A 26310-nucleotide genomic window follows, 5' to 3' on the forward strand; every position below is an offset into this window, starting at 1 on the left:
TCTCAGCAATCAATGTAAGACTGACGAAATGAGACAAACTGAATTTCCCTGGAAATGACCGGTTGTTTCAGTTTCTTTTTACTTATTATTTGCATGATCGATTAATTTTTCGTTATTTCATTTCATCAAAATATAAATAAAGTCCAATGAAATTCTTAACCTTTACTGCTATTGTATTTTCGGCATTATTTTCCGCGCAGGACTTTGCCAATTATGCAAAATACGAAAAACAAAACCAGGAGATCATATCCAAAAATATAACGCCCAATTCTGTCCTGATGGGAGACTCCATTACAGAAGGATGGTTTTCCACTGATCCGGACTTTTTTAAAAAGAATAACTTTGTAGGAAGAGGGATTGGCGGACAGGTGACATCCCAGATGCTTTTACGATTCAGGGAAGATGTCATTAAATTAAAGCCGAAGCGCGTCATTATTCTTGCCGGAACCAATGATATTGCAGAAAACCAGGGCCCGATTTCTCTGGATAAGGTTTTCGGAAACATTGTCTCCATGGCAGAACTGGCAAAAGCCAATCATATCAAAGTTGTTCTGTGCTCCGTGCTTCCTGCGTATAATTTCGGATGGCGGAAAGATATGCATCCGGCAGAAAAGGTAATCACTCTTAATGCAATGATCAAAAGCTATGCAGGAAAAAACCAGATTCCTTATGTCGACTATCATTCCCAGATGAAAGATTCGCGTAACGGACTGGATAAAATGTACACCGAAGATGAAATCCACCCAACGGCAAAAGGGTATGAAAAGATGGAAGCGATCCTGATGCAGAAAATAAAGTAAAATCTGAATTTAACGGGAATATTATTATAATATAAAGTAAAAGTGAGCTGTTGGGCTCACTTTTACTATATAGGGCAATTTTTACGGTATCGGTACGGGAGAAGGAATCTCCGGAGCACAGGATCCGGTATTCAGCATGCAGTGTCCGCCCATACAGCTGTAATTGGTCATCGATGTTGTTCCGTCCGGACACATGATCAAAGCTTCACCATAGTGGCTACAATCCCTGCTCGAATAGCATTCCAATGCAGGATACAAATCTCCTCCGCCTCCAAAAACGTCTTTCAGCGCTAGTCTTGAAAGCTTTGTTAACTTAAGTTTTTTCATAAAATATTATTTTGATGGTTATTGGTCATTCGTATCACATTCTACATTAAGCTATGCTGACGAATTACAGCTAATGTATGAAAAAAGAAACAGCATTGCTTATAATTTCTGTTTTGTAGAAGCTTAAATTATGGGATCTAATCTTTTATTCTCAGAAATTCCTTGGCCAGTTCGATCATTTTAGGATCGCCGGTATATTTTCCGTGTTCATCGGAAAGCTTTACAGTTGGGATCCATTCCAGGTTCGGTGCCTGTACGCCGATCAGTTTCATCACGATATTCATGGGTTTTAATCCGACGTCATTCGTCAGGTTGGTTCCTATCCCGAACGAAATCCCGATTTTTCCTCTGCAGTAGTTGGTTATTTCTTCTACTTTCTCCAGGTTAAGGGCATCAGAAAAAATAATGTACTTGAATAAAGGGTTGATCCCATGCTTTTGATAGTGGGCAATGGTCTTATCGGCAAATTCCAGAGGATCCCCGCTGTCGTGGCGTACTCCATCGAACAGCTTAGCGAACTTTTTATCAAACTGCTGGAAGAACACATCCGTTGTATAGGTATCTGAGAGTGCTACTCCCAGATCTCCCCGGTATACATCTACCCAGTGTTCAAGGGCAAGATCGTTAGCTGTTTTGAATCCGTACTCAGCCGCATGGAACATGAACCATTCATGGGCATGGGTGCCGATAGGTTTTACCCCGTACTTCATGGCGAAATGAACATTGGAGCTTCCGATGAAGGTAGATTCCTTTTTCTGCGTTAAAGCCTCCATCACGAGGTTCTGCACTTTGTAGGAATGCCTTCTTCGCGTACCGAATTCTGCAAAAGTAACGCCCAGTCTCGCCAGGGAATCAGCTTTCTCAATCGTTTTATGCATTACTACCTCATTGGAATCGCGTTCCATATGGTTCATTTCATAATGCAGTTCGCTGATGAGTGCGAGAAGAGGAACCTCCCAAAGAATGGTCCTGTACCAGAGTCCTTCCACAACCACGGAAAGTTCACTTCCTTCCTGATGGATTTTTACTTCAGACGGGTCATAATGATAACCTTCAAGGAAATCCAGGTAAGGAAGGTCGATATAAGGGCAGGTTCTTGCCATGTATTTCTTTTCCTCTTTCGTCAGTTTGAGTTCGGCCATTTTATTAACCGCCTCCCTTAAAGCATGATCGAAACCTTCAGGAAACTGGTGTTTGCCACGGTTGATAAATTCATATTTTACGATGGAGCCGGGAAATAATTTTACCACGGCATTCTGCATGGTTATTTTATAGAAATCGTTATCCAGTATGGAATTCAATCGTACTTCATTCATGATTGTGTAATTTATACGCAAATATAGGGTTTAAAAATAAAACCACCTTAAATGTAAGGTGATTTTTTTAACTTTTGTTGATGCAACAGGGATTATTTACCAAGATAGGAATTATACATCCATACTTCTTTTTCCTGCTCTGTGATATAATCGCTCATCTGGGAATTGGTTCCTTCATCACCTGCTTTTTCAGTGATATCAAGGAGCTCTCTCTGCAGGTCAATGACTACTTTAAATGAATTCAGGATATTCTGTACACTTACAGTGGCATCGCTAACGTCGGTACTTTCCTGAATCGTGGATACTTTTAAGTAATCCGAATAATTATGTGCAGGTACAGCACCGAGGGTAAGGATCCTCTCTGCTATCTCATCTATCTTAAGAACGAGGCTGTTATATAATTCTTCGAATTTAGGATGAAGGGTAAAAAACTGATCCCCTTTAATGTTCCAGTGTGAACCTCTGGTATTCTGATAAAATACGGAATAGTTGGCCAGAAGTACATTTAATTTTTCTGCGATTTGCTGACAGTCGGCTTCATTCAGGCCGATAATGCTTGCGTTTTTCATAGTGTTATATTTAGCAGTTTATTATAGGATACAAATGTAAACAACAGATTTCAATATCTGTGCTCAGAGCAATTGATGATGCTTATCTTTACTATTACCATATTCATTCAAAAAATGTTCCTATCCTTTTCATAAAGGATAAAAAGTTTTCTGACCTCTTAAGTATCAGGCACTGTCATATATAAGGCTACCATATTATGATGCCTTCGGGAATAGACCTCCGAAAACCGCAAGAATGCAGCCACAATGAATTAATCATCATCATAGCCTTTACGATAGGTAAAGTTTAAGTTTATCGTACGAGTACGTATGTTTTCTTTCTTTTACAGGAGTACATCAGGCAGTTGCCATAGAACAAAAATACACGGGTGATCGTTATGGATGAGCGGGTTATACAGATTAAATAATTTTTAATTATTCAGGTAAATTTATATATAACTGCTTGTAGGTTAAAAAATTATTCATATTTTTGCACCCTAAAATAAAAAGCAATTAAATGCCTACTATTCAACAATTAGTAAGAAAAGGAAGAGCCACGCTTGCCAAGAAGAGCAAATCGGCTGCCCTAGATTCTTGTCCACAAAGACGTGGCGTATGTACGAGAGTATATACTACCACACCTAAGAAACCTAACTCTGCACTTAGAAAAGTAGCTAGGGTAAGACTTTCTAACGGTAAAGAAGTAAACGCCTACATCCCGGGCGAAGGACATAATCTTCAGGAGCACTCGATAGTATTGGTGAGAGGCGGAAGGGTGAAAGACCTACCGGGAGTACGTTACCACATCGTAAGAGGTGCATTAGACACTGCAGGTGTAAATGGAAGAACACAGAGAAGATCTAAGTACGGAGCTAAGAGACCAAAACCAGGTCAGGCAGCTGCAGCACCAGCTAAAGGAAAGAAAAAATAATCATTAAATAAGGTACAGAAACAATGAGAAAGACAAAAGCGAAAAAAAGACCGTTGTTACCAGATCCTCAGTTTAATGATCAATTGGTGACTAGATTCGTAAACAATTTGATGCTTGACGGTAAGAAGTCAATCGCATTCAAAATATTCTATGATGCATTGGAAATCGTAGAAAACAAAAAAGGAGAGAATGAGAAATCCTCTCTGGAAATCTGGAAAGATGCCCTTACCAATGTAATGCCTCACGTAGAAGTGCGTTCAAGAAGGGTAGGTGGTGCTAACTTCCAGATCCCTATGCCAATCAGAGCTGACAGAAAAATTTCTATGGCGATGAAATGGTTAATTAAGTATGCAAGAGCAAGAAACGATAAGTCTATGGCACTTAAACTTTCTAACGAAATCCTGGCTGCTTCAAGAGAAGAAGGTGCTGCATACAAAAAGAAATCTGATACTCACAAGATGGCGGAGGCTAACAAAGCTTTCTCACACTTCAAATTCTAATCTGAAATGGGAAGAGATCTTAAATATACTAGAAATATTGGTATTGCCGCTCACATTGATGCCGGTAAGACCACCACTACAGAAAGGATTTTATTCTATACAGGGGTAAACCACAAAATTGGAGAAGTTCACGATGGTGCTTCTACAATGGACTGGATGGAGCAGGAAGCAGAAAGAGGTATTACCATTACTTCCGCTGCTACCACTTGTTCTTGGAACTTTCCAACAGATCAAGGAAAACCTGTTGCCGAAACCAAGCCTTACCACTTCAACATCATCGATACACCGGGACACGTTGACTTCACCGTAGAAGTAAACAGATCTTTAAGGGTATTGGATGGTCTTGTATTCTTATTCTCTGCCGTAGACGGTGTAGAGCCTCAGTCTGAAACCAACTGGAGACTTGCTGACAACTACAAAGTAGCAAGAATGGGATTCGTAAACAAAATGGACCGTCAGGGTGCCGACTTCTTGAACGTTGTAAAGCAGGTAAAAGAAATGTTGGGATCCAATGCAGTTCCAATCGTTTTACCAATCGGTGCTGAAGAAGACTTCAAAGGTGTTGTAGACTTAATTAAAAACAGAGCGATCATCTGGGATGAAGCAGGACAAGGAGCTACTTTCGAGGTAGTGCCGATCCCTGAAGACATGAAAGCTGAAGTTCTGGAATACAGAGAGAAATTAGTAGAAGCTGTGGCTGACTACGATGAGACTTTGATGGAGAAATTCTTCGAAGATCCGGATTCAATCTCTGAAGAAGAAATCAACGAAGCGTTGAGAAAGGCTACCATCGATTTATCTATTATCCCAATGACTTGTGGTTCTTCATTCAAGAATAAAGGAGTACAGTTTATGCTGGATGCAGTATGTAAATACCTTCCTTCTCCATTGGATAAAGATGATATCAAAGGTACTGACCCTAGAACTGACGCTGAAATTACAAGAAAGCCATCGGTAGATGAACCTTTCTCTGCATTGGCATTTAAGATTGCTACTGACCCGTTCGTGGGAAGACTGGCATTCTTCAGAGCATATTCAGGAAGACTGGATGCAGGTTCTTATATCCTGAACACCCGTTCAGGTGATAAAGAAAGAATCTCCAGAATCTATCAGATGCACGCTAACAAGCAAAATCCTGTAGAATATATTGAAGCAGGAGATATTGGTGCAGCGGTAGGATTCAAGTCTATCAAAACCGGTGATACGATGTGTGACGAGAAAAACCCTATTGTTCTTGAATCAATGGTTTTCCCTGATCCGGTAATCGGTATCGCTGTTGAGCCTAAAACTAAAGCTGACCAGGATAAAATGGGTAACGCTTTAGCTAAACTGGCTGAAGAGGATCCAACGTTTACGGTGAGAACTGACGAAGCTTCCGGACAAACGATTATCTCTGGTATGGGTGAGCTTCACTTAGATATCATTGTTGACCGTATGAAGAGAGAGTTCAAAGTTGAAGTAAACCAAGGACAGCCTCAGGTAGAGTACAAAGAAAACTTAACAAAAGTTGCCCAGCACAGGGAGGTTTACAAAAAACAATCCGGTGGTAAAGGTAAATTTGCTGATATCGTATTTGAACTTGGACCTGCAGAAGAAGGTAAAGTTGGTCTTGAATTCATCAACGAGATCAAAGGGGGTAACGTTCCTAGGGAATTTGTTCCTGCTATTGAGAAAGGATTTAAAGCTGCAATGAAAAACGGTCCTTTGGCTGGTTTCGAAGTTGAAGGTATTAAAGTTGTTCTTAAAGACGGATCTTTCCACGCGGTGGATTCTGATGCCCTTTCCTTCGAAATGGCTGCTAAATTAGGATTCAAAGAAGCGGGACGTGCTGCTAAGCCGGTAATCATGGAGCCTATTATGAAACTGGAGGTTGTTACTCCGGAAGAATATATGGGTAACATTATCGGTGACCTTAACAAGAGAAGAGGTACCATCAGCGGTCAGGAAGAAAAGAACGGTGCTGTAGTAATCAAAGGTTCAGTTCCACTTTCTGAAATGTTTGGATATGTTACAACTCTAAGAACCCTTTCATCAGGAAGAGCTACTTCTTCTATGGAATTAGAGAAGTACCAGGCTACCCCTCAAAACGTTGCTGAAGATATCATTGCTAAAGCAAAAGGTTAATTTTTTAAAGTACAAGAAATGTCACAAAGAATCAGAATAAAACTTAAGTCTTACGATTACAATTTGGTAGATAAATCTGCTGAGAAAATCGTAAAAACGGTAAAGGCTACCGGTGCTGTGGTAAACGGCCCGATTCCATTGCCAACCAACAAGAGAATCTTCACTGTATTGAGGTCTCCGCACGTAAACAAAAAAGCAAGAGAACAGTTCCAGCTTTCTGCTCACAAGAGATTGATGGATATCTATTCTTCTTCTTCTAAAACGGTGGATGCTCTGATGAAATTAGAGTTGCCAAGCGGTGTAGATGTTGAAATTAAAGTGTGATAACGTGCACTTAAGCCGTGATTATATAAAATCCGTTCCTGAAAAGGAGCGGATTTTTATTTTGTAAAATTTATTTCTTTTAATACTATGTATTGCAAGGTTCTTTTTAATGTTTATCTTTGCGGAAATAATTACGTCATGAAAAATATTTTCCTTTTTGTCTTTGTGCTGCTGACTTTCTCCGTAAGAGCACAAACCCACCGTTTCGTCTATGAATACCATTTTAAAACCGACTCCACGGCAGCAGAAAAAAGAAAGGCCAGTATGGTACTGGACGTCAATCCTGAAGAGGTCAAATTTTACAATTATGACTTTGTCGTTACGGATTCAATCAATAAGACCAAAGGCGAAAACAATATCACCTGGGATGATACGCCTGCGGTGATCAGAAAGAAGAATTCCACCATCAACCAGAACTATCTTATGGTACAGAATATCTTTGTTACAGAGACCGATGACAAAATTACCTGGAAGCTGCTCAACGAAACAAAGCAAATGGGCGGGTACCATTTGCAGAAGGCCACTGCGACATTTGGAGGACGAAACTGGACGGCTTGGTTTACCAAAGATATCGGACTGAATGAAGGGCCGTACAAATTCACAGGATTACCGGGAATGGTATTCGAAGTTTATGATGATCAGGATAATTTCAGATTTACATTGGCCAAGAGTTACCGGCTGGCCAGGACTTACGACACACAAAGTATCCTTGAGAATTTTGCAGGGCAGAAACCGGTAAAGATACCGGAGGCCAAACTGAGGAAGTTGATGCTGGACAGTTACCGGGACCCGCTTCGGGAATTTAAGGAGCACCTTAAAAACAATACCAATCCCAATGCCCATTTTATGGTGATGGGGATAGAAGTAAAAAGCCCGGAACAACTGAAAGAACTGTCTGAAAAGATGCAGCAGCACATACGGAAGAACAATAACCCAATTGAGCTGGATAAAGCAATGCACTATCCATTAAAATAACCTTAAAGCGGGTTCTTCGGCGGAGTTTTTGATGCTGTGATTACTATATTAAATCAATAGAAATGAATGGTTCAGATAAAAATATTTTTGAAAGATTTTCAAATTGGGCAACAAAATTTACCGGCAGCTCCTCTGCATTTATCGCAGCTACTTTAATCGTTGTCATCTGGGCTGCTTCCGGGCCTGTTTTCAAGTATTCTGAAACCTGGCAGTTGGTCATCAATACTGGAACAACCATCATTACCTTTCTCATGGTGTTTTTAATTCAGAAAGCCCAGAACAAAGATTCCAAAGCGATCCAGATCAAACTGAACGAACTAATTGCCGCCAATGAAAAGGCCAGCAACAGGATTGTGGATATTGAAGACCTGACAGAAAAAGAACTTGATCAGCTGCACTGCTACTATGAGAAACTCGCTGATTTTGCTGAAGAAGATGAAGATATCCATGCCTCGCACTCTATTGATGCCGCACAGCGGAATCAGGACCATAAGGATGAACTGTTCAGGAAAAAACATGAAGAATGGCTGAAACAGCAGGAGCAACAAGAAAAAAAGGAATCGAAATGATTCCTTTTTTTTGTTTTTATTTCATAAAATAGTCAAAATAGGAACAGCTTCCCATCAGCTTCTGTGCCGTTTGCGTATCTGAGTACTGATTTTTCAGGACAGTAAAATAGGTTCTGTATTCCTGATTTTTGATTTCGTTCAGCTGCTTTTGGCGGGCGTCTTCCTTTTCAGACCATTTAGGATCTGAATAATCTGTATTGATCGTATTATTGGTTTCATACTGGTAATATTTACCCTGCTCTGCGCTGGCCATCTGGAAAAGGATTCTGGTTTTCTGCTCGCGGTCGGCTGACTGCTTCAGTGCTTTATTGTAATACCCGATGGCTAGATCGAAATGGTCAGGCTCAAGATAAGACAGGTCCGGGAAGTTTTTGTAGTAATACTGGTAGTTTATTTTCTTTTTTAGATTCTGAAAATCATATTTTCCTCCGTTGGTATTGTCAAGGTCCATCACAAATATCTGCCTGTAATATCCCAGGATGGACGTATTGTAAAGAAGGTTCCCGATGAGCTGGTTAGCCTTTGCTGCCTGGGTTCCTTTTCCGTTTCCGATCTCTTTAAGCCGGAGGAGGGCATCAGCAAGTTCAAGTTTATTCATGGAAGGTTTGATAAAAGGAAAAGCTGAATGGTCTTCTTCTTCCATGCTTTCCTGCGGACTGCTGGTATAGCTTACCCATACATTATGCCCGAACACCAGATCCGGAATATTGCTGAATCCATTATAAGCAGTAGCCGCATATTTCATCGGAACTACGGTATTGGCCTGTTCGCTCCATTCCATCCTCGGGATACCTGAAAAATTCTGTGCTTTGGCATAATAGGCTTTGGCACTTGCAAAATCTCCCGATTTCATCGCATGGTCACCATAAATTACAGAAAAGAAAGCATCGATGTTACCCACATCATCCAGGTTTTTAGCAATAATCTGTTTTTCAAATTCGGTTTTGTCAGGCTTACGGTAAAAGGCTTCCACTTTCTTTACCAGGTTCAGGTCCGGACCATACTGCAGATCAGAAAGCTTATTGCTCATCAGGAAAGATTTGCCGTCTTCACCCTGAAGGAAATACCGGTTCGCCAGTACATCTTTCAGAAAATCTTTTGTTGAAGGCGTAACGCCGTAATAGTCTGTATTGGCAGTACTGTCCTTTTTCTGGTCATGCTGTTCCTTAAAATAAGACGCATAATTGTTCATCAGGGTATCTTCGTAATCAGCATCGATCCTGGGTTGTGAAACAATATCATTCAGCAGTTTCATCCTCCGGATCTGTTCCTGGTATTCCGGGTTGGAGGTTTTGATAGATTGCAGGATTTCGGTACTTTCCTGATAATCTTTCTTAAGGAACTTCAGGTAGGCGTCAGCAATCTGCCAGTATTCATCACCGGATTTTCCTTTTGCCTTATCGGTGAATTTTTCCAGGTCATCCAGGAAATCCTTTTGTTGCTGGTCGTAATAATAATTGTTCTTTGTGAAAACCGGGATCCTGTCAGGATTATTCAGCAGCTCGTCATCATCCTTTCCTGATCCGGAAGCTGAACCCCTTTTTTCTTTGCTGCTGAAAAGATTTTTAAAAAACCTTACAACCTTCTGCCAGAACGAAAGCTCGTTCTTTTCAGGCGCTGCTACAGGGACAGTACGGTCTTTTACCGTTGCATCCGAAGGGCTTGTCTCGGTGATTGAATTATTGGTAGTGTAATAGTAAATCGGAAGGTAACTTCTCTCCAGTTCATTGATGCTTCTTACAGCCATCACTTTCAGGATCTCTGAATCAGGATTGATTTCATACATCTTTTCCATCACCGGGATCGGATTCGTGAAATCATCGTATCCCAGGAGGAAATACGCCATATTTTTATCCTCGCCGGTCTGTGCTCTTTTTAATATATTGTTGAAGGAAGCCGTATCCGACAGCTTCATAGAAACGAAAGCTGATTCCTTGCGGCTCCTGCTGTCTCTGAATACCTGGAAGAAATTCCAGTTGGCTTCGCTGTCCAGTCCCAATCCACGCTGTGCTCCCGCCAGCTGGTCCAGGGCCATGATATAGGGTGCTCCTTTCAGCCTGACAGGTTGTACATAGGTTTTGAAAGCATTCACAGCAGCATCATAATTCCGGGTATAATGATTGAAGCGGACCAGCTGATAGCCGTACCGCTGTTTGATTTCAGGATTATGCGCAGCATGGTACAGGGAAGTGAGCGCAGAAATGGTTTTCTGGTAATCCAGGTCAGTTGCATTCTGAGTATTTTGATTCTCATTGTAATAGAATGCATCCGGATTTGCCACATACTTAACCCGCATATAAGGTTCCAGATATTTGGCTTCAATCAAATAATCAATCGCTTCACTGTATTTTTGGTAAAAATCAGGTCCTGCTTTTACCAGCAGCGGATTTGCCGGATTTCCTTTTTTCAGCGCATTAAGATCATTGATGCTCACTTTGCTAACCAGGTAATCGGTTTCTGCATAAGAAAACTGATTGTTGAAAAGCCTTTTCCAGGCATCAATATTTTCATCCGGGATTTCGGAGGGTTTGAAATCCGTATAGAACCTGGTTGAATAGCTGTGCAGAAAGGGGAGGTAAGACTTATCCTTGATAATGCTTTGCGTAAATAAGTTGAAATACTCATAGTCCGGATCAGACCATGCACAGGCTTGAGAACCCGTGTAGAAGAGCATTGCAGCAGCGAGTGAAAGAACATATTTTTTCATTCTGTAATGGTGTTTGATGGAGGGAGGCCTTGTCAAGGTTCTGAACCTTGACAAGGCTTAAAAAGTTTATATATTAAAATTTTGTCCTTTGACAAATTTACGGTCTAGCTGATAATAAATGATATTGAAATCAGGAATTTTTTTATCTAGGAAACGGACAACATCCCGAAGCTGGTCATCCGAAATCTCTTCTATTCTAATCCTGAACCCTTTATTCAGGTAACTGCCGAAATAGAAGCCGTCCTGCTCAATTTCTGCTTCGTTTTCAGAAATCCTTTTAAAATGTATGTTGTTGAGATCCTTTCCGGAGAGTCCGTTAATCAGCCTGTGTTTTTTCAGGTGATTGGTGACGATTCCCCAGGAATAAATCGGAAGTGCAATGTCAATATTCCTGACCGGATATTGGTCGAGGTCCGCGAGGTAACTTTTCAGCGTACTGACATCAAGAATCGAATTTTTACCTGAGTTTTCCAGTGGCGAAGATGTGGAATAACACATCAGATAGACTTTCTGCACCGGCGGAATACCGGCCTGCTTTTTATCTTTAACCTGATGGAGCCGCAGGGTACAAGTAATGGCTTTGCCGGAAAGCTGCTTCAATTCTTTCAGGAAAGTAAAGTAGTCATCCCGTGTCCCGGCAGTCCAGTCACAGTCAACCTGAATTTCGGGAGCCGTATTCAGATGGTACTCGGAAATTTTACTTTGAACCAGATGGTTTATATTCTTCGCGAGCAAAGAAATGTCAGCATGGTTGATATGCATGAATGTCCTGTTGGTAATAAATACGACAGGGACTAATTTTTTATCAGTAGCAAAATTATCGTCTTTCGTCATGATCCCTACCGGCTGAATTCTGCCTCCCGTTTTATCCACATCAAAGAATCGTGCATACAGATAAGGCGTAGTTGCCCGGTTTAATGCCTGTTTTTCATCAGTATTGAGCGTGAGCCTGGTTTTCCAGTAATAGAAAGTATAGGGATGGCTCTTTTTGTCCGAACAGGAAACCATAATCAGAAGAGCAATACACAAAAGTTTTAATATTCTCATTTAGTGGTATAGCTTACCAGAGCAGGGACAATTCAGTTCTGCCATTTCGGAAACAGGACAGCAATCATCCGACTTCTTAACCGTTCCCTTTGCGTCGGTAAGGTAAATGTGGTCTTTATCGAATTTTACGTAAAAAGTCTCATGATATGTTTTGAAATGAACCTTCATAACCTTTGGATTGTATTTTCCAGCATTCATTTCCTCTCTGGTTTCTTTCCCGTCTGCCTGGTTAACCTGGATAAAACCGAAATGGACATCTCCATTGCTTTTTACATCTACATAATAAGCAGGAGTTCCGGAGCCGTTGGAGCCATCTTCAATAACGAAATCCCTTTTCCCGGTAAAAGGTGCTTTAGATTGTGCATACGACAGCATGCAGACCAGTAATAATACAATGCTCAGAAATTTTTTCATAGCTTTTTTTGGAAGCTACCACATCAAAAATTGCACCGTAATAAAAACATGGTCGGATGTGTTGTTTCATCCGGTAAATGTGGGGGTGCCTTTTAATTTATGACAATAACAGAGAGAACGGAATTTGAGAAAGGGTTTAAAATCATCAAAGATATTTTAATATCCGAAGAAATGTCTTGCCAATTTTTTTTTAATGACAGTTCCAAAGTTCTAAATCATTAAAAATCAAAATATTTTATAGCAAAAATTTGTCAGTCTGAAAATTATCCATAAATTTGCACACTCATTTTAGGGGCGTAGTATGCCTACATCAAACGTAGAAATTACTTCAGACTTCCTGAAAATGGTGATAATTAGAAGATAAATTTTATTATAATATAAACAATGTCAGGTATTATTGGTAAAAAAATCGGTATGACATCTTTGTTTAACGAAGACGGGAAAAATATTCCTTGTACAGTTATTCAAGCTGGTCCATGCTCGGTTTTACAGGTCAGAACCCTTGAAAAGGATGGTTACAAAGCTGTTCAGTTGGGTTTCGATGACAAGAGTGAGAAGAACGTTGGTAAAGCGTTAGCTGGCCATTTCAAAAAGGCTGGTTCTGCTCCTAAAGCTAAATTGGTAGAATTCTACAGAGAATTCGTTGATGAAGTAAAAGTAGGAGAAGAAGTAAAAGTTAATTTATTCGCTGAAGGTGAATTCGTTGACGTAACAGGAACTTCAAAAGGTAAAGGTTTCCAGGGTGTTGTTAAAAGACATGGCTTTGGAGGTGTAATGCAGGCAACTCATGGTCAGCACAACAGGCTTAGAGCTCCAGGTTCTATCGGTGCTGGTTCAGACCCTTCAAGAGTATTCAAAGGGATGAGAATGGCTGGAAGAATGGGAGGTAAGCAGGTAACTGTACAAAACCTTCAGGTATTAAAAGTGGATCAAGAACAAAATCTTTTAGTAGTAAAAGGTGCTGTTCCGGGAGCTAAAAATTCTTATGTAATTATCAGAAAATGGAACTAGTAGTATTAAATACATCAGGAAAAGAGACCGGAAGAAAAGTAACTCTAGACGAAACAGTATTCGGAATTGAGCCAAATCAGCACGCGGTTTACTTAGAAGTTAAACAGTACCTTGCCGCACAGAGACAGGGAACTCATAAAGCAAAAGAAAGAAGCGAAATTACAGCTTCTACCAAGAAACTTAAGAAGCAAAAAGGATCCGGTTCTGCAAGATACGGGGATATCAAATCTCCAACTTTCAGAGGTGGAGGTAGAGTATTCGGTCCAAAGCCGAGAGACTACAGATTCAAACTGAACAAGGCGCTTAAGAGATTGGCTAAAAAATCTGTTTTATCTCAGAAAATGAGAGATAACAGCATCAGAGTTTTAGAAGATATGAGCCTAGACGCTCCTAAGACTAAAGATTTCATTACTTTATTAGATGCATTGACATTGAACGGTAAAAAATCTTTGTTCATTCTTCCTGAAGCTAATAAGAATGTGTATTTGTCTTCAAGAAACTTGCCTAAGACAAAAGTAATGAACTTCAATGAAGTAAGTTCTTACGATTTAGTCAATGCAGGTGAGATTGTATTCTTCGAAGGTGCAGTTGAAAAATTCCAGGAAAATTTAAAGAAATAAATCATGTCAGTTATTATTAAACCAGTTATTTCAGAAAAGGCTAATTACCTTACAGATTTAAGAGGTTCTTATTCTTTCCTAGTAGATCCTAGAGCGAATAAAATCCAGATTAAAAAGGCTGTAGAAGCAGCTTATGGTGTAAAAGTAGCAGACGTTAACACAATGATTTATGCTCCGAAGGTTTCTTCAAAATACACTAAAAAAGGTCTTCAGGTTGGAAAGACGAACAAATTGAAAAAAGCGGTAATCAAACTTGCTGAAGGTGAGGTTATCGATATTTTTGCCGTAAATTAATTATTAATTATAAATAATAGTAATGTCTGTTAGAAAATTAAAACCTATCACCCCGGGACAGAGATTCAGAATTGTAAACAATTTTGAGGAAATTACTACCAACAAACCAGAGAAATCTCTAACCGTTGGTATTAAAAAGTCAGGTGGACGTAACCAAACTGGTAAAATGACCATGCGTTACACCGGCGGTGGACACAAAAAGAAATACAGAATTATTGACTTCAAAAGAAACAAAGCAAATGTTGAAGCAACAGTAAAATCTGTAGAATACGATCCAAACAGAACTGCATTTATCGCTTTATTAGAATACGCAGACGGAGAGAAGAGGTATATCATCGCTCCAAACGGTATCAAAGTAGATCAGAAAGTGGTTTCAGGAGAAAGCGTAGAACCTAACGTAGGTAACGCAATGAAATTGAAAAACATTCCATTGGGTACGGTAATTTCTTGTGTTGAGATGAAGCCTGGACAAGGTGCGATCTTAGCAAGAAGTGCTGGTTCTTCGGCTCAGTTAACTTCAAGAGACGGAAAATATGCGATCATCAAATTGCCTTCAGGAGAATCCAGAATGATCCTTACTGAATGTATGGCTATGATTGGTTCCGTTTCCAACTCAGATCACCAGTTAACGGTATCCGGTAAAGCTGGTAGAAGCAGATGGTTAGGTAGAAGACCAAGAACAAGAGCGGTAGTAATGAACCCTGTAGATCACCCGATGGGTGGTGGTGAAGGACGTTCTTCAGGAGGTCACCCAAGATCTAGAAACGGTATGCCGTCTAAAGGTTACAAAACGAGAAAGAAAAACAAAGTGTCTAACCGTTACATCGTATCTAAAAGAAAATAATTATGGCAAGATCACTTAAAAAAGGACCGTTCATTCATCATACTTTAGATAAGAAGGTTCAGGCAAATATAGAGTCTGGTAAGAAGACAGTTATCAAAACTTGGTCTAGAGCATCGATGATCTCTCCGGACTTCGTAGGACAAACCATCGCTGTACACAACGGGAAATCTTTTATCCCGGTATATGTTACAGAAAACATGGTAGGTCACAAGTTAGGCGAATTTTCTCCAACAAGATCTTTCAGAGGTCATGGTGGTAACAAAAACAAAGGTAGCAGATAATCATGGGATCAAGAAAAAGAGAAAGTGCATTAGCACGTAAATTAACAAATCAGGATGTAGCAAAAGCTTTACATAATGATTGCCCTTCTTCTCCGAGAAAAATGAGATTGGTAGCTGATATCATCAGAGGAGTTGAAGTAGACAGAGCTTTATACATACTAAAATATTCTAAGAAAGATGCCTCTAACAAATTAGAGAAAGTCTTACTTTCCGCAATGGCCAACTGGCAGGCGAAAAACGAAGGTGCCGATATCGAAGAGGCTAACCTTATCGTTAAAGAAATTTTTGTAGACAGTGCAAGACAATTGAAGAGACTGAGACCGGCTCCGCAGGGAAGAGGGTACAGAATCAGAAAGAGATCAAACCACATTACACTAATCTTAGGTACAAAAGAAAATTAATCAAGGTATGGGACAGAAGACAAATCCAATTGGTAACAGATTAGGAATCATCAGAGGATGGGATTCTAACTGGTTTGGCGGAAACGATTATGGAGACAGAATCGCGGAAGACTACAAAATCAGAAGATACCTTGAAGCAAGATTATCTAAAGGTGGTATCTCAAAAATTTATATTGAAAGAACATTAAAATTAGTAACCGTAACCATCACTACTGCCAGACCGGGATTAATCATCGGTAAAGGAGGTCAGGAAGTTGATAAGCTGAAAGAAGAGCTGAAAAAACTTACAGGTAAGGATATTCAGATCAACATTTTCGAAATCAAAAGACCTGAACTTGATGCAGTATTGGTAGCGGACAGCATTTCCAAGCAGATCGAAAACAGGATTTCTTACAGAAGAGCTGTGAAGATGGCTATGGCAAGTACCATGAGAATGGGTGCTGAAGGAATCAAAGTTCAGATCTCCGGAAGATTGAACGGAGCTGAGATGGCAAGAAGCGAATCTTTCAAAGAAGGAAGAATCCCATTGTCTACTTTCAGAGCTGATATCGATTATCACTGGGCTGAAGCACACACTACTTACGGTAGACTGGGTGTAAAAGTATGGATCATGAAAGGCGAAGTATATGGTAAGAGAGAGCTTTCTCCATTAGTGGGACAGCAGAAGAAAGGAGGCCCTTCAGGAGACAGAAACAGAGGCGGAGACAGAGATAACAGAAGGCCTAGAAAGAATAACAACAATAACAATAATAATTAAAATTTTAGATTAGAAATTTTGAATTTTAAATTACCGTTACTTTTTTAAAATTAAAAAAAATCTAAAATCTAAAATCTAAAATCTAAAATTTAGAAATTATGTTACAACCAAAAAGAACCAAGTTCCGTAGAGTTCATAAGATGAAGATGAAGGGGAATGCCCAGAGAGGTAGTCAACTTGCTTATGGAACTTTCGGGATCAAGGCTACGGAAGGTGCTTGGATTACCGCAAGACAAATTGAAGCTGCGCGTATTGCTGCGACAAGATATATGAAGAGAGAAGGACAGCTGTGGATTAAAATATTCCCGGATAAGCCGATCACCAAGAAACCAGCCGAAGTAAGGATGGGTAAAGGTAAAGGTGCCGTAGAATATTGGGTAGCTGTAGTAAAACCTGGTAAAATTATGTTCGAAGTTGGAGGTGTTCCTTACGAAGTAGCGAAAGAAGCCCTAAGACTTGCAGCACAGAAATTACCGGTAGTGACCAGATTCATAGTTGCTAACGATTTTGTTAAACCTCTTTAATCTTTGAATGCAATGAAAAAAGCTGATATTAAAAATTTAAGCGCGGGTGATATTCAAGCTCAACTAACTGAAGCAAAAGCTCAATATTCTAAACTGAAATTGGCTCACGCAATCAGCCCAGTTGAAAACCCGATTCAAATCAGAGATTTGAGAAAGACAATCGCAAGACTAAATACAGAGTTAACTAACAAACAATAATTTCATTTTACAATGGATAGAAATTTAAGAAAAGAAAGAATCGGAGTGGTTTCCAGCAATAAAATGGAAAAGACCATTGTTGTTAGTGAAACGATGAGAATGAAACACCCGATGTACGGTAAATTCGTTTTGAAAACGAAAAAATATACCGCACACGATGAGAACAACGAGTGCAACGAAGGAGATACGGTTCTGATCCAGGAAACAAGACCTTTGAGCAAGAACAAGAGATGGAGATTAGTACGAATCATTGAAAAAGCTAAGTAATGTTACAAACAGAATCAAGATTAAAAGTTGCTGATAACACAGGTGCTAAAGAAGTATTGGTGATCAGAGTTCTGGGAGGAACCAGAAGAAGATATGCTTCAGTTGGTGATAAAATCGTAGTTACGATCAAGGATTCTACACCATCCGGAAACGCTAAAAAAGGTCAGGTATCTAAAGCTGTCGTAGTAAGAACTAAAAAAGCAGTAAGAAGAAAAGATGGTTCATACATCAAATTCGACGATAATGCTTGTGTATTGCTAAACGCAGCAGGAGAAATGAGAGGAACCCGTGTTTTCGGACCGGTTGCCCGTGAGTTGAGAGACAAAGAATATATGAAAATCATTTCATTAGCTCCTGAAGTACTTTAATTTTAAAATTTTTAAAGAAAATGTCAAAGTTAAAAATAAAAAGAGGAGATAACGTAATCATTACTACCGGTAGAAAAGAAATCAAAGGTAAGACTGGTGAAGTTATTGAAGTGATCAAAAAAGAAGGAAAAGACCCAAGAGTTGTTGTGGCAGGACTTAACATCGTTAAAAAACACGTTAAGCCTTCAGCATCTAACCCTCAGGGAGGAATCGTTGAAAGAGAAGCTTCTATTCATATCTCAAACGTTGCTTTAGTTGGTAAAGACGGAAAAGCAATCAAAGTAGGTTACAAAATCGAAGGAGATAAGAAAGTAAGAGTCAATAAGAAAACGGGTGAAACTTTATAATTTTTAAGAACACATGGAATATATAGCAAGACCCAAGAAAATATACAAAGAAACCATTGTTCCTGCAATGATGGAAGAATTTGGGTACAAGTCAGTAATGCAAGTACCTAAGTTAGAGAAAATCGTTGTGTCACAAGGTTTAGGTGATGCTACTGCAGATAAGAAAATTATTGATTATGCTGTAGAAGAATTAACAAACATCACTGGTCAGAAGGCAGTTGGTACCATCTCTAAGAAAGATGAGGCTGCATTCAAATTAAGAAAAGGGATGCCTGTAGGTGCTAAAGTTACTTTAAGAGCCAACAGAATGTACGAATTCTTAGACAGACTTACTGCTTCCGCATTGCCACGAATCAGAGATTTCTCTGGTATCAAAGCTGACGGTTTCGATGGTAGAGGAAACTACAACTTAGGGATCACTGAGCAGATCATCTTCCCTGAGATCGTAATTGACAAAGTGAAAAAAATCCAGGGGATGGACATCACTTTCGTTACTACTGCGAAGACAGACAAAGAAGCTAAAGCATTATTAACTCACTTCGGTTTACCATTCAAAAAGAACTAAGAAATGGCTAAAGAATCAATGAAAGCGCGTGAGCGCAAAAGAGAAGCGTTAGTTGCTAGATACGCTGATAAAAGAAAGGCTTTAAAAGAGGCTGGTGATTATGAAGGACTTCAGAAGTTGCCGAAAAATGCTTCTCCTGTAAGACTACATAACAGATGTAAACTGACAGGTAGACCAAGAGGATACATGAGAACGTTTGGTATTTCCAGAGTAACATTCAGAGAAATGGCCAACAACGGATTGATCCCGGGAGTTAAAAAAGCCAGTTGGTAATCACACAATAATCCGGACAATTAAGTTGTTCAGATACTAAAGATAAAAATATCAGACCCAAGACATTCTGAAGTCTGATATTTTATTCTTCAAGTCTTTGCAAAACTGATTGTCTTCAACCAATAATTTAAAAAGAAAAATGGTAACAGATCCAATTTCAGATTTCCTAACTAGAGTAAGGAACGCACAAAGCGCAGGCCACAAAGTGGTGGAAATTCCTGCATCGAAAATCAAAAAGGAGATTACTAAGATCTTATTTGATCAGGGGTATATCTTAAACTACAAGTTTGAGGATAGCGCTGTTCAGGGAACGATCAAAATCGCTTTAAAGTACGACAAACAAACCAGCAAGCCTGCTATTAAGTCTATTCAGAGAGCTTCAAGACCAGGTTTGAGACAGTACAAAGGTTCTACGGAGCTTCCAAGAGTACTGAACGGTTTGGGTGTAGCTATCATCTCTACTTCTAAAGGAGTAATGACTGATAAGAAAGCCAGAGAAGAAAAAGTAGGCGGTGAAGTAATCTGCTATGTTTATTAATTTTTAATCACAGGAAAATGTCAAGAATTGGTAAAGCAATTATAACAATTCCAGCAGGGATTACTATTACTGAAAACAACGGTGTAGTAACGGCTAAAGGTCCTAAGGGAGAACTTTCCCAGGAGCTTACTGCAGGAATTACTTTAGAACAGAACGATGGTGAACTTACAGTGAACAGACCATCTGATTCTAAGCAACACAAAGCGCTTCACGGTTTATACAGAGCGTTGATCGCCAACATGATCGTTGGGGTATCAGAAGGTTTCGAAAAGAAACTTGAATTAGTAGGGGTAGGATACAGAGCTTCCCACTCAGGACAAAAACTTGAGCTGGCGCTAGGATTCTCTCACGGTATTGTACTGGAACTTCCAGGTGAAGTGAAAGTAGATACATTGACTGAAAAAGGTAAAAATCCAATTATTACTTTAACGTCTTACGATAAGCAACTTCTTGGAATGGTAGCTGCGAAAATCAGATCATTCAGAAAGCCTGAGCCGTACAAAGGAAAAGGTGTAAGATTCGTTGGTGAAAATGTTAGACGTAAAGCTGGTAAATCTGCTTAATAAATTATAAGTATTATGGCATTAAGTAAATTAGAAAAAAGAATAAGAATCAAAAGAAGAGTAAGGGGGAAAATCTCCGGTTCTTCTGAATTGCCAAGATTATCTGTATATAAAAGTAATAAGGAAATTTACGCTCAGTTAATCGACGATAAAAGTGGTAAAACTATAGTTTCAGCTTCTTCAAGAGAGAAAGGAGTAGAAGCTAACGGTACTAAAAGTGATATTTCCGCTGCTGTAGGTAAGGCCATCGCTGCCAAAGCCATCGCTGCAGGAATTGAAAATATTGTATTCGACAGAAACGGATTCGTATATCACGGAAGAGTTAAGGCTCTTGCTGACGGTGCGAGAGAAGGAGGACTTAAATTCTAATCATTAAATTTCGGAAAATATGTTAGGACTAGATAATATAGAAAGAGTAAAACCGGGAGGATTAGAACTTAAAGATCGTCTCGTAGCTGTAAACAGAGTAACAAAAGTAACCAAAGGAGGTAGAGCTTTCGGATTTTCTGCAATTGTTGTTGTAGGAGACGAAGCGGGAACTATCGGTTTTGGTTTAGGGAAATCTAAGGAAGTTGCTTCTGCTATTGCTAAGGCGGTAGAAGATGCCAAGAAAAACCTGGTAAAAGTTCCTGTAATGAACCATACGATTCCTCACCAGACTTCTGCCAGATACGGTGGTGCTGATATCTTCTTGAGACCTGCTTCTCACGGTACAGGACTTATCGCCGGTGGTGCGGTAAGAGCGGTACTGGAATCAGCTGGTGTACATGATATCCTTTCAAAGTCTAAAGGATCTTCTAACCCTCACAACGTGGTGAAAGCTACTTTCAAGGCGTTACTGGATATCAGAAGACCTGAAGAGATCGCAAGAATGAGAGGAGTTTCCCTAACTAAAGTGTTTAACGGTTAATATATAAAACAATGGCAACAATAAAAGTAAAGCAAGTAAGAAGCGCTATTGGAAGAACAAAAACCCAAAAGAGAACGCTTGAAGCATTAGGATTCAGGAAACTTCACCAAGTTGTAGAACATGAAGCTACTCCTTCTATCCTAGGAATGATAGCTGCAGTTAGTCATTTACTTGAAGTTCAGAAATAATTAAAAAATTGAAAGATTAAAAGATTGAAATATTCTTTCTATATTAGCCGGAATTTTTTTAATCTTTAAATTATTTAATCTTTAAATCAATAAAAAAATGAATTTAAATAACATAAAGCCAGCTGCAGGATCAACTTTCAATTCAAAAAGAATTGGTAGAGGACAAGGTAGTGGAAAAGGAGGTACTTCTACAAAAGGTCATAAAGGACAAAAAGCCAGAGCCGGTTATTCTCAGAAGATCGGTTTCGAAGGGGGTCAGATGCCTTTACAGAGAAGATTACCTAAATTTGGTTTCAAAAACGTAAACAGAAAAGAATTCAGAGCCATCAACCTGGACTCTATCCAGACTTTAATCGAGAACAAATCTATTACAGGTGACATCACGAAAGAAGTTTTGATCGAAAACGGATTGGCTTCTAAAAATGAATTAGTGAAAATTATGGGGAGAGGAGAATTGAAATCTGCGGTTTCAATTTCTGCTGACAAATTCACTAAATCTGCTGAAGAGCTTATTGCTAAAGCAGGTGGAAAAGCAATTACCTTATAATTATTACTAATGAAAGAATTTATACAAACACTTAAAAATATCTGGAGTCTCAAAGAACTGAGAGAAAAAATTCTCTTTACTCTTGGGATTATCCTTGTGTATAGATTCGCATCTTATATCTCCCTTCCTGCAATTAACCTTGCAGAGGTGGGAGATCTCTTAGAGCATTATAAAAGTCAGGGCGGTAACAAGCAGGGGGCAGGTCTCCTTGGCTTGCTTTCGTCGTTTACGGGGGGGGCTTTCAGTCACGCTTCCGTAATGGCGTTAGGAATCATGCCTTATATTTCTGCTTCTATTATTGTTCAGTTGATGGGAATGGCTATTCCTTATCTTCAGAAGCTTCAGAAAGATGGAGAGTCAGGTAGAAATACATTGAATCAGATTACAAGATGGTTAACAATCGGAGTTTGTCTCGTACAGGCCCCTTCTTACTTAACTTCTATTACTCAATTATTCTTACCGTATACTCAGTTCCAGTCTGCATATTATGTAGAGCCAACTTCCATTATGTTCTGGCTTCCAAGTATTGTTATCTTGGTGGGCGGTTCAGTATTTGCCATGTGGCTTGGTGAAAAGATTACCGACAAAGGAATCGGGAATGGTATTTCCATCCTGATTATGGTAGGGATCTTATCCAGGCTTCCGGAAGCATTCGTACAGGAGATGGCGGTTCAGAACGGAAAAGGAGGAATGGGATCTATCATGATCCTTATTGAAGTATTATTCTGGATGATTGTGGTTCTTTTGGCAGTGGTATTGTCCGTGGCCGTAAGGAAGATCCCGATCCAGTATGTAAGCAGAGCTCAAGCAAGAGGAGGTGTTAACAGAAATCTTATGCAGGGAGCAAGACAGTGGATCCCATTAAAAGTGAACGCGGCCGGAGTTATGCCGATCATCTTTGCCCAGGCACTGATGTTCGTACCGGGGTTATTAACTAAAGTGGACGAATCCAATACTTTTCTTGCAGGGTTCAAAAATGTTTTCAGCTGGCAGTACAACGTGCTGTTTGCGCTATTGATTATTATCTTTTCATTCTTCTATACTGCGATTACCATCCCGGTAAACCAGATGGCAGATGACCTGAAGAGAAACGGAGGCTTGGTACCGAAGGTAAGACCCGGTAAAGAGACCGCTGACTATTTAGATGATATTTTATCAAAAATTACCTTGCCGGGTGCAATATTTTTGTCTATCTTTGCAGTCCTTCCAGCAATTGTACATGGAAGCTTTGTTCAGACAGACGCCTTTGCCCTATTTTTCGGTGGTACTTCACTGTTAATTATGGTGGGCGTAATTTTAGATACCGTTCAACAGATTAATACTTATCTGCTGAACCATCACTATGATGGCTTAATGCAGTCTAAATTGTCAAGAACCACTGGATATTAATTTATGGCGAAACAAAAACATATTGAACAAGACGGCGTTATTACGGAAGCTCTTTCCAACGCCCAGTTCCGTGTAGAGCTGGAGAATGGGCATGTACTTATTGCGCATATTTCCGGTAAAATGAGAATGCATTATATTAAACTTTTACCTGGTGATAAGGTGAAACTAGAAATGTCCCCTTACGATTTGTCTAAAGGGAGAATCACATTCAGATACTAAATGATTGCCAAATGGAATTCTCTTCCATTTGGCTATTATTGAAAAATAAATACGATCAAATGAAAGTTAGAGCATCAATTAAAAAAAGAAGTGCTGATTGCAAAATCGTACGCAGAAAAGGTGTATTGTTTGTAATCAACAAGAAGAACCCAAAATTTAAACAAAGACAAGGCTAATATTAAATTATGGCGAGAATTGCAGGTATTGATTTACCAAAAAACAAAAGAGGTGTTATCGGTTTAACTTACATCTACGGAGTTGGAAGAAGTACTTCTTCCGAAATCCTTAAAGCTGCCGGTATCAGCGAAGACAAGAAAGTCAACGAATGGAATGACGATGAATTGGCTGCCATCAGAACTTATATCTCAGAAAACATCAAAGTGGAGGGAGAGCTTAGATCTGAAGTGCAATTGAACATCAAGCGATTGATGGACATAGGATGCCAACGAGGAATACGTCACAGACTTGGACTACCTTTAAGAGGCCAGAGAACGAAAAATAACTCTAGAACCCGAAAAGGAAAGAGAAAAACTGTTGCTAACAAGAAAAAAGCTAGTAAATAATCGTTAGGAATTATGGCAAAACAAACTAAAGTAGTTAAGAAAAGAAAAGTAAAAGTTGAAGCTATTGGTGAAGCGCATATTCAGGCTTCTTTCAATAACATCATCATTTCTTTAACAAATAAAAACGGAGAGGTTATCTCTTGGGCTTCTGCCGGTAAAATGGGTTTCAGAGGTTCTAAAAAGAATACTCCATTTGCTGCTCAGATGGCAGCTGAAAATTGCTCTAACGTAGCTCACGAAGCTGGTTTAAGAAGAGTAAAGGTGTTCGTGAAAGGTCCGGGTGCAGGTAGAGAATCTGCCATCAGATCAATCCACAATTCAGGAATTGAAGTTAGCGAAATCATTGATGTGACGCCTATGCCGCACAATGGATGTAGACCACCAAAAAGAAGAAGAGTTTAATTTTTAGAATTTATCCATTATGGCAAGATATATTGGTCCTAAGACTAAGATTGCGAGAAAGTTTGGTGCTGCAATCTACGGAGATGACAAAAACTTCGAAAAAAGAAAAAACCAACCACCGGGACAACACGGTCCTAACAAAAGAAGAGGTGCTAAAAAATCTGAATACGCAGTTCAGTTAGCTGAAAAGCAAAAAGCTAAATATACATACGGAATCCTGGAAAGACAATTTGCTAACCTGTTTGAGAAAGCACACAGAAGCAAAGGCGTTACCGGTGAAGTTCTTTTGCAGCTTTGCGAATCCAGATTAGACAATGTTGTGTACAGATTCGGTTTTGCTAAAACAAGATCTGCTGCAAGACAATTGGTTTCTCACAGACACATCACTGTGAACGGTGAGATCCTGAACATCCCTTCTTATTTGGTTAAAGCAGGTGACGTAATCGCAGTAAGAGAAAAATCCAAGTCTCTTGAAGTGGTTGTCAATTCATTAGCTTCCAAGTCAAATTATGAGTGGTTACAATTCAACGATGAGAAGAAGGAAGGTACCTTCGTTTCTGCTCCTGAGAGAATCCAGATTCCGGAGGACATCAAGGAACAGCTTATCGTCGAACTTTACTCTAAATAATTTTTTAATCAAATTTTTGCTCAACCCAATAATATGGCAATTTTACAATTCATAAAACCCGATAAAGTAATTTTACTTAACTCTGATGAATTTAAAGGTCAATTCGAATTCAGACCTTTAGAACCAGGTTTCGGGCTTACAATCGGTAATGCTTTGAGAAGAGTGTTGCTTTCTTCTCTGGAAGGATATGCTATTTCATCTATCAAAATAGAAGGTGTAGAGCACGAATTTTCAACTATTCCAGGAGTAATCGAAGACGTTACCGAAATTATTCTTAACCTTAAGCAGGTAAGATTAAAAGCTGCAGCAGAAGGCCAGGCCAGCGAGCAGGTAGTTGCTAAGGTTTCAGGTCAGACGGTTATTACTGCTGGAGATTTAGGGAAGTCAATCAACGGATTTGAGGTGCTGAACCCGGATTTAGTGATTTGTAACCTAAACAGTGATGTAACTTTCGAAATTACTTTCAACATAGAACAAGGAAGAGGGTATGTTCCTTCAGAACAGAATAAGTCAAACAACGCACCTGTAGGGACGATTGCCATTGACTCTATTTTCACGCCTATCAAGAAAGTGCAGTACAGCATTGAAAATTATCGTGTAGAGCAAAAAACAGACTACGAAAAACTTGTATTAGATATCGAAACTGATGGTTCCATCAGTCCTCAGAATGCTTTAACAGAAGCTTCCAAGATATTAATTTATCACTTCATGCTGTTCTCCGATGAGAGAATCACGCTTGAAACCGAAGCCGTAAAAGCATCCATCCAGTACGATGAAGAAACCCTTCATACAAGACAACTACTTAAGTCTAAATTAGCAGATATGGATCTTTCCGTAAGAGCCCTGAACTGTCTGAAAGCAGCTGAAGTAGAAACTCTAGGTGAGCTTGTTTCTTACAGTAAGTCTGATTTGATGAAATTCAGAAATTTTGGTAAAAAATCTTTGACAGAACTAGAAGAATTAGTGCATTCAAAAGGTCTTAACTTCGGTTTCGACGTTGCAAAATATAAGTTAGACGCTGATAAATAATT

General features: G+C 39.4%; 40 protein-coding genes. 34 read left to right on the top strand and 6 right to left on the bottom strand.

Features of this window, described 5'->3' with window-relative positions; genetic code table 11:
- Positions 1-146 precede the first annotated feature (146 nt).
- Entirely contained in the window at positions 147-800 is a 654-nt protein-coding gene (locus tag CGB83_RS14615; RefSeq protein WP_100076470.1) for an SGNH/GDSL hydrolase family protein, read from the top strand.
- A gap of 81 nt (positions 801-881) precedes the next feature.
- Here CGB83_RS14615 and CGB83_RS20195 read toward each other — a convergent pair whose 3' ends face one another.
- The 3 genes from CGB83_RS20195 to CGB83_RS14625 form a co-directional block, all read right to left on the bottom strand.
- On the bottom strand, positions 882-1127 hold the full coding sequence (locus tag CGB83_RS20195; protein WP_157761432.1) for a hypothetical protein: 246 nt from the start codon (positions 1125-1127) through the stop codon (positions 882-884).
- Positions 1128-1264: 137 nt separating this feature from the next.
- A complete protein-coding gene (gene pncB / locus CGB83_RS14620) occupies positions 1265-2443 on the bottom strand; it encodes a nicotinate phosphoribosyltransferase (RefSeq protein WP_100076471.1) in 1179 nt (392 codons plus the stop codon).
- Positions 2444-2535: 92 nt separating this feature from the next.
- Positions 2536-3012, bottom strand: coding sequence for a Dps family protein (locus CGB83_RS14625; protein WP_100076472.1), 477 nt, complete (start codon positions 3010-3012; stop codon positions 2536-2538).
- Positions 3013-3508: 496 nt separating this feature from the next.
- Here CGB83_RS14625 and rpsL point away from each other — a divergent pair, with 496 nt between their 5' ends.
- From rpsL to CGB83_RS14655, 6 genes are all read left to right on the top strand, one after another.
- Positions 3509-3922: a 30S ribosomal protein S12 gene (gene rpsL, locus CGB83_RS14630; protein ID WP_002983146.1), complete on the top strand. Its 414-nt coding sequence runs from the start codon at positions 3509-3511 to the stop codon at positions 3920-3922.
- A gap of 23 nt (positions 3923-3945) precedes the next feature.
- Complete coding sequence (gene rpsG, locus CGB83_RS14635; RefSeq protein ID WP_100076473.1) at positions 3946-4422, top strand: 30S ribosomal protein S7; 477 nt, start codon at positions 3946-3948, stop codon at positions 4420-4422.
- Between the two features lie 6 nt (positions 4423-4428).
- Positions 4429-6546, top strand: a complete 2118-nt coding sequence (fusA, locus tag CGB83_RS14640; protein ID WP_100076474.1) for an elongation factor G — start codon at positions 4429-4431, stop codon at positions 6544-6546.
- Positions 6547-6564: 18 nt separating this feature from the next.
- Positions 6565-6870 carry a 30S ribosomal protein S10 gene (gene rpsJ / locus CGB83_RS14645; protein ID WP_002661363.1) on the top strand — a complete coding sequence of 102 codons (306 nt, stop codon included), beginning with the start codon at positions 6565-6567 and terminating at the stop codon, positions 6868-6870.
- 138 nt (positions 6871-7008) lie between these two features.
- A complete protein-coding gene (locus tag CGB83_RS14650; protein ID WP_100076475.1) occupies positions 7009-7845 on the top strand; it encodes a GLPGLI family protein in 837 nt (278 codons plus the stop codon).
- 62 nt (positions 7846-7907) lie between these two features.
- Positions 7908-8414: a low affinity iron permease family protein gene (locus CGB83_RS14655; RefSeq protein WP_100076476.1), complete on the top strand. Its 507-nt coding sequence runs from the start codon at positions 7908-7910 to the stop codon at positions 8412-8414.
- A 16-nt stretch (positions 8415-8430) separates the two neighbouring features.
- Here CGB83_RS14655 and CGB83_RS14660 read toward each other — a convergent pair whose 3' ends face one another.
- The 3 genes from CGB83_RS14660 to CGB83_RS14670 form a co-directional block, all read right to left on the bottom strand.
- On the bottom strand, positions 8431-11121 hold the full coding sequence (locus CGB83_RS14660; RefSeq protein WP_100076477.1) for a hypothetical protein: 2691 nt from the start codon (positions 11119-11121) through the stop codon (positions 8431-8433).
- 66 nt (positions 11122-11187) lie between these two features.
- Positions 11188-12168: a hypothetical protein gene (locus CGB83_RS14665; RefSeq protein WP_100076478.1), complete on the bottom strand. Its 981-nt coding sequence runs from the start codon at positions 12166-12168 to the stop codon at positions 11188-11190.
- Positions 12169-12582, bottom strand: coding sequence for a hypothetical protein (locus CGB83_RS14670; protein ID WP_100076479.1), 414 nt, complete (start codon positions 12580-12582; stop codon positions 12169-12171).
- Between the two features lie 384 nt (positions 12583-12966).
- Between CGB83_RS14670 and rplC the strand changes: the two genes are divergently transcribed.
- From rplC to CGB83_RS14805, 27 genes are all read left to right on the top strand, one after another.
- Complete coding sequence (gene rplC, locus CGB83_RS14675) at positions 12967-13593, top strand: 50S ribosomal protein L3 (protein ID WP_100076480.1); 627 nt, start codon at positions 12967-12969, stop codon at positions 13591-13593.
- Positions 13584-14213 (top strand): 50S ribosomal protein L4, encoded by a 630-nt coding sequence (gene rplD, locus CGB83_RS14680; RefSeq protein ID WP_100076481.1) that lies wholly within the window; start codon positions 13584-13586, stop codon positions 14211-14213. The genes rplC and rplD overlap by 10 nt, the downstream gene beginning before the upstream one ends.
- A gap of 3 nt (positions 14214-14216) precedes the next feature.
- Positions 14217-14507, top strand: coding sequence for a 50S ribosomal protein L23 (gene rplW / locus CGB83_RS14685; RefSeq protein WP_100076482.1), 291 nt, complete (start codon positions 14217-14219; stop codon positions 14505-14507).
- A 22-nt stretch (positions 14508-14529) separates the two neighbouring features.
- Positions 14530-15351: a 50S ribosomal protein L2 gene (rplB, locus tag CGB83_RS14690; RefSeq protein WP_034678013.1), complete on the top strand. Its 822-nt coding sequence runs from the start codon at positions 14530-14532 to the stop codon at positions 15349-15351.
- Between the two features lie 2 nt (positions 15352-15353).
- On the top strand, positions 15354-15632 hold the full coding sequence (rpsS, locus tag CGB83_RS14695) for a 30S ribosomal protein S19 (protein ID WP_002983209.1): 279 nt from the start codon (positions 15354-15356) through the stop codon (positions 15630-15632).
- Between the two features lie 2 nt (positions 15633-15634).
- A complete protein-coding gene (gene rplV, locus CGB83_RS14700) occupies positions 15635-16033 on the top strand; it encodes a 50S ribosomal protein L22 (RefSeq protein WP_100076483.1) in 399 nt (132 codons plus the stop codon).
- Between the two features lie 7 nt (positions 16034-16040).
- Positions 16041-16790, top strand: a complete 750-nt coding sequence (gene rpsC, locus CGB83_RS14705) for a 30S ribosomal protein S3 (protein WP_100076484.1) — start codon at positions 16041-16043, stop codon at positions 16788-16790.
- Positions 16791-16888: 98 nt separating this feature from the next.
- Complete coding sequence (rplP, locus tag CGB83_RS14710; protein ID WP_100076485.1) at positions 16889-17314, top strand: 50S ribosomal protein L16; 426 nt, start codon at positions 16889-16891, stop codon at positions 17312-17314.
- Between the two features lie 12 nt (positions 17315-17326).
- Positions 17327-17512 (top strand): 50S ribosomal protein L29, encoded by a 186-nt coding sequence (gene rpmC / locus CGB83_RS14715; protein ID WP_089793291.1) that lies wholly within the window; start codon positions 17327-17329, stop codon positions 17510-17512.
- Positions 17513-17524: 12 nt separating this feature from the next.
- Entirely contained in the window at positions 17525-17779 is a 255-nt protein-coding gene (rpsQ, locus tag CGB83_RS14720; protein WP_027381310.1) for a 30S ribosomal protein S17, read from the top strand.
- Positions 17779-18147: a 50S ribosomal protein L14 gene (gene rplN / locus CGB83_RS14725; protein ID WP_002983226.1), complete on the top strand. Its 369-nt coding sequence runs from the start codon at positions 17779-17781 to the stop codon at positions 18145-18147. The genes rpsQ and rplN overlap by 1 nt, the downstream gene beginning before the upstream one ends.
- A gap of 20 nt (positions 18148-18167) precedes the next feature.
- A complete protein-coding gene (gene rplX / locus CGB83_RS14730; protein WP_100076486.1) occupies positions 18168-18494 on the top strand; it encodes a 50S ribosomal protein L24 in 327 nt (108 codons plus the stop codon).
- A gap of 13 nt (positions 18495-18507) precedes the next feature.
- Entirely contained in the window at positions 18508-19059 is a 552-nt protein-coding gene (gene rplE / locus CGB83_RS14735; RefSeq protein WP_100076487.1) for a 50S ribosomal protein L5, read from the top strand.
- Between the two features lie 3 nt (positions 19060-19062).
- Positions 19063-19332: a 30S ribosomal protein S14 gene (gene rpsN / locus CGB83_RS14740; protein ID WP_100076488.1), complete on the top strand. Its 270-nt coding sequence runs from the start codon at positions 19063-19065 to the stop codon at positions 19330-19332.
- Between the two features lie 139 nt (positions 19333-19471).
- Complete coding sequence (gene rpsH, locus CGB83_RS14745; RefSeq protein ID WP_100076489.1) at positions 19472-19870, top strand: 30S ribosomal protein S8; 399 nt, start codon at positions 19472-19474, stop codon at positions 19868-19870.
- Between the two features lie 17 nt (positions 19871-19887).
- Positions 19888-20433 carry a 50S ribosomal protein L6 gene (gene rplF, locus CGB83_RS14750; RefSeq protein ID WP_100076490.1) on the top strand — a complete coding sequence of 182 codons (546 nt, stop codon included), beginning with the start codon at positions 19888-19890 and terminating at the stop codon, positions 20431-20433.
- Between the two features lie 15 nt (positions 20434-20448).
- Entirely contained in the window at positions 20449-20802 is a 354-nt protein-coding gene (rplR, locus tag CGB83_RS14755) for a 50S ribosomal protein L18 (RefSeq protein WP_100076491.1), read from the top strand.
- Positions 20803-20821: 19 nt separating this feature from the next.
- Entirely contained in the window at positions 20822-21343 is a 522-nt protein-coding gene (gene rpsE / locus CGB83_RS14760; protein WP_027387203.1) for a 30S ribosomal protein S5, read from the top strand.
- Positions 21344-21354: 11 nt separating this feature from the next.
- Entirely contained in the window at positions 21355-21531 is a 177-nt protein-coding gene (rpmD, locus tag CGB83_RS14765) for a 50S ribosomal protein L30 (RefSeq protein ID WP_100076492.1), read from the top strand.
- A 97-nt stretch (positions 21532-21628) separates the two neighbouring features.
- Positions 21629-22078 (top strand): 50S ribosomal protein L15, encoded by a 450-nt coding sequence (rplO, locus tag CGB83_RS14770; protein WP_100076493.1) that lies wholly within the window; start codon positions 21629-21631, stop codon positions 22076-22078.
- 9 nt (positions 22079-22087) lie between these two features.
- The gene (gene secY / locus CGB83_RS14775) at positions 22088-23467 is read left to right on the top strand and encodes a preprotein translocase subunit SecY (protein WP_100076494.1); all 1380 of its coding nucleotides are present in this window, start codon (positions 22088-22090) and stop codon (positions 23465-23467) included.
- 3 nt (positions 23468-23470) lie between these two features.
- Entirely contained in the window at positions 23471-23686 is a 216-nt protein-coding gene (gene infA, locus CGB83_RS14780; RefSeq protein WP_029297754.1) for a translation initiation factor IF-1, read from the top strand.
- Between the two features lie 59 nt (positions 23687-23745).
- Positions 23746-23862, top strand: a complete 117-nt coding sequence (rpmJ, locus tag CGB83_RS14785) for a 50S ribosomal protein L36 (RefSeq protein ID WP_007839480.1) — start codon at positions 23746-23748, stop codon at positions 23860-23862.
- A gap of 9 nt (positions 23863-23871) precedes the next feature.
- Positions 23872-24249 (top strand): 30S ribosomal protein S13, encoded by a 378-nt coding sequence (rpsM, locus tag CGB83_RS14790; RefSeq protein WP_040993540.1) that lies wholly within the window; start codon positions 23872-23874, stop codon positions 24247-24249.
- Positions 24250-24261: 12 nt separating this feature from the next.
- Positions 24262-24651, top strand: a complete 390-nt coding sequence (rpsK, locus tag CGB83_RS14795) for a 30S ribosomal protein S11 (protein WP_100076495.1) — start codon at positions 24262-24264, stop codon at positions 24649-24651.
- A 19-nt stretch (positions 24652-24670) separates the two neighbouring features.
- Entirely contained in the window at positions 24671-25279 is a 609-nt protein-coding gene (gene rpsD, locus CGB83_RS14800) for a 30S ribosomal protein S4 (protein WP_100076496.1), read from the top strand.
- Between the two features lie 33 nt (positions 25280-25312).
- Entirely contained in the window at positions 25313-26308 is a 996-nt protein-coding gene (locus CGB83_RS14805) for a DNA-directed RNA polymerase subunit alpha (protein WP_100076497.1), read from the top strand.
- The last annotated feature ends 2 nt before the right edge of the window (positions 26309-26310 follow it).

This window comes from Chryseobacterium camelliae (genome assembly GCF_002770595.1).
Classification (GTDB): Bacteria; Bacteroidota; Bacteroidia; order Flavobacteriales; family Weeksellaceae; genus Chryseobacterium; species Chryseobacterium camelliae.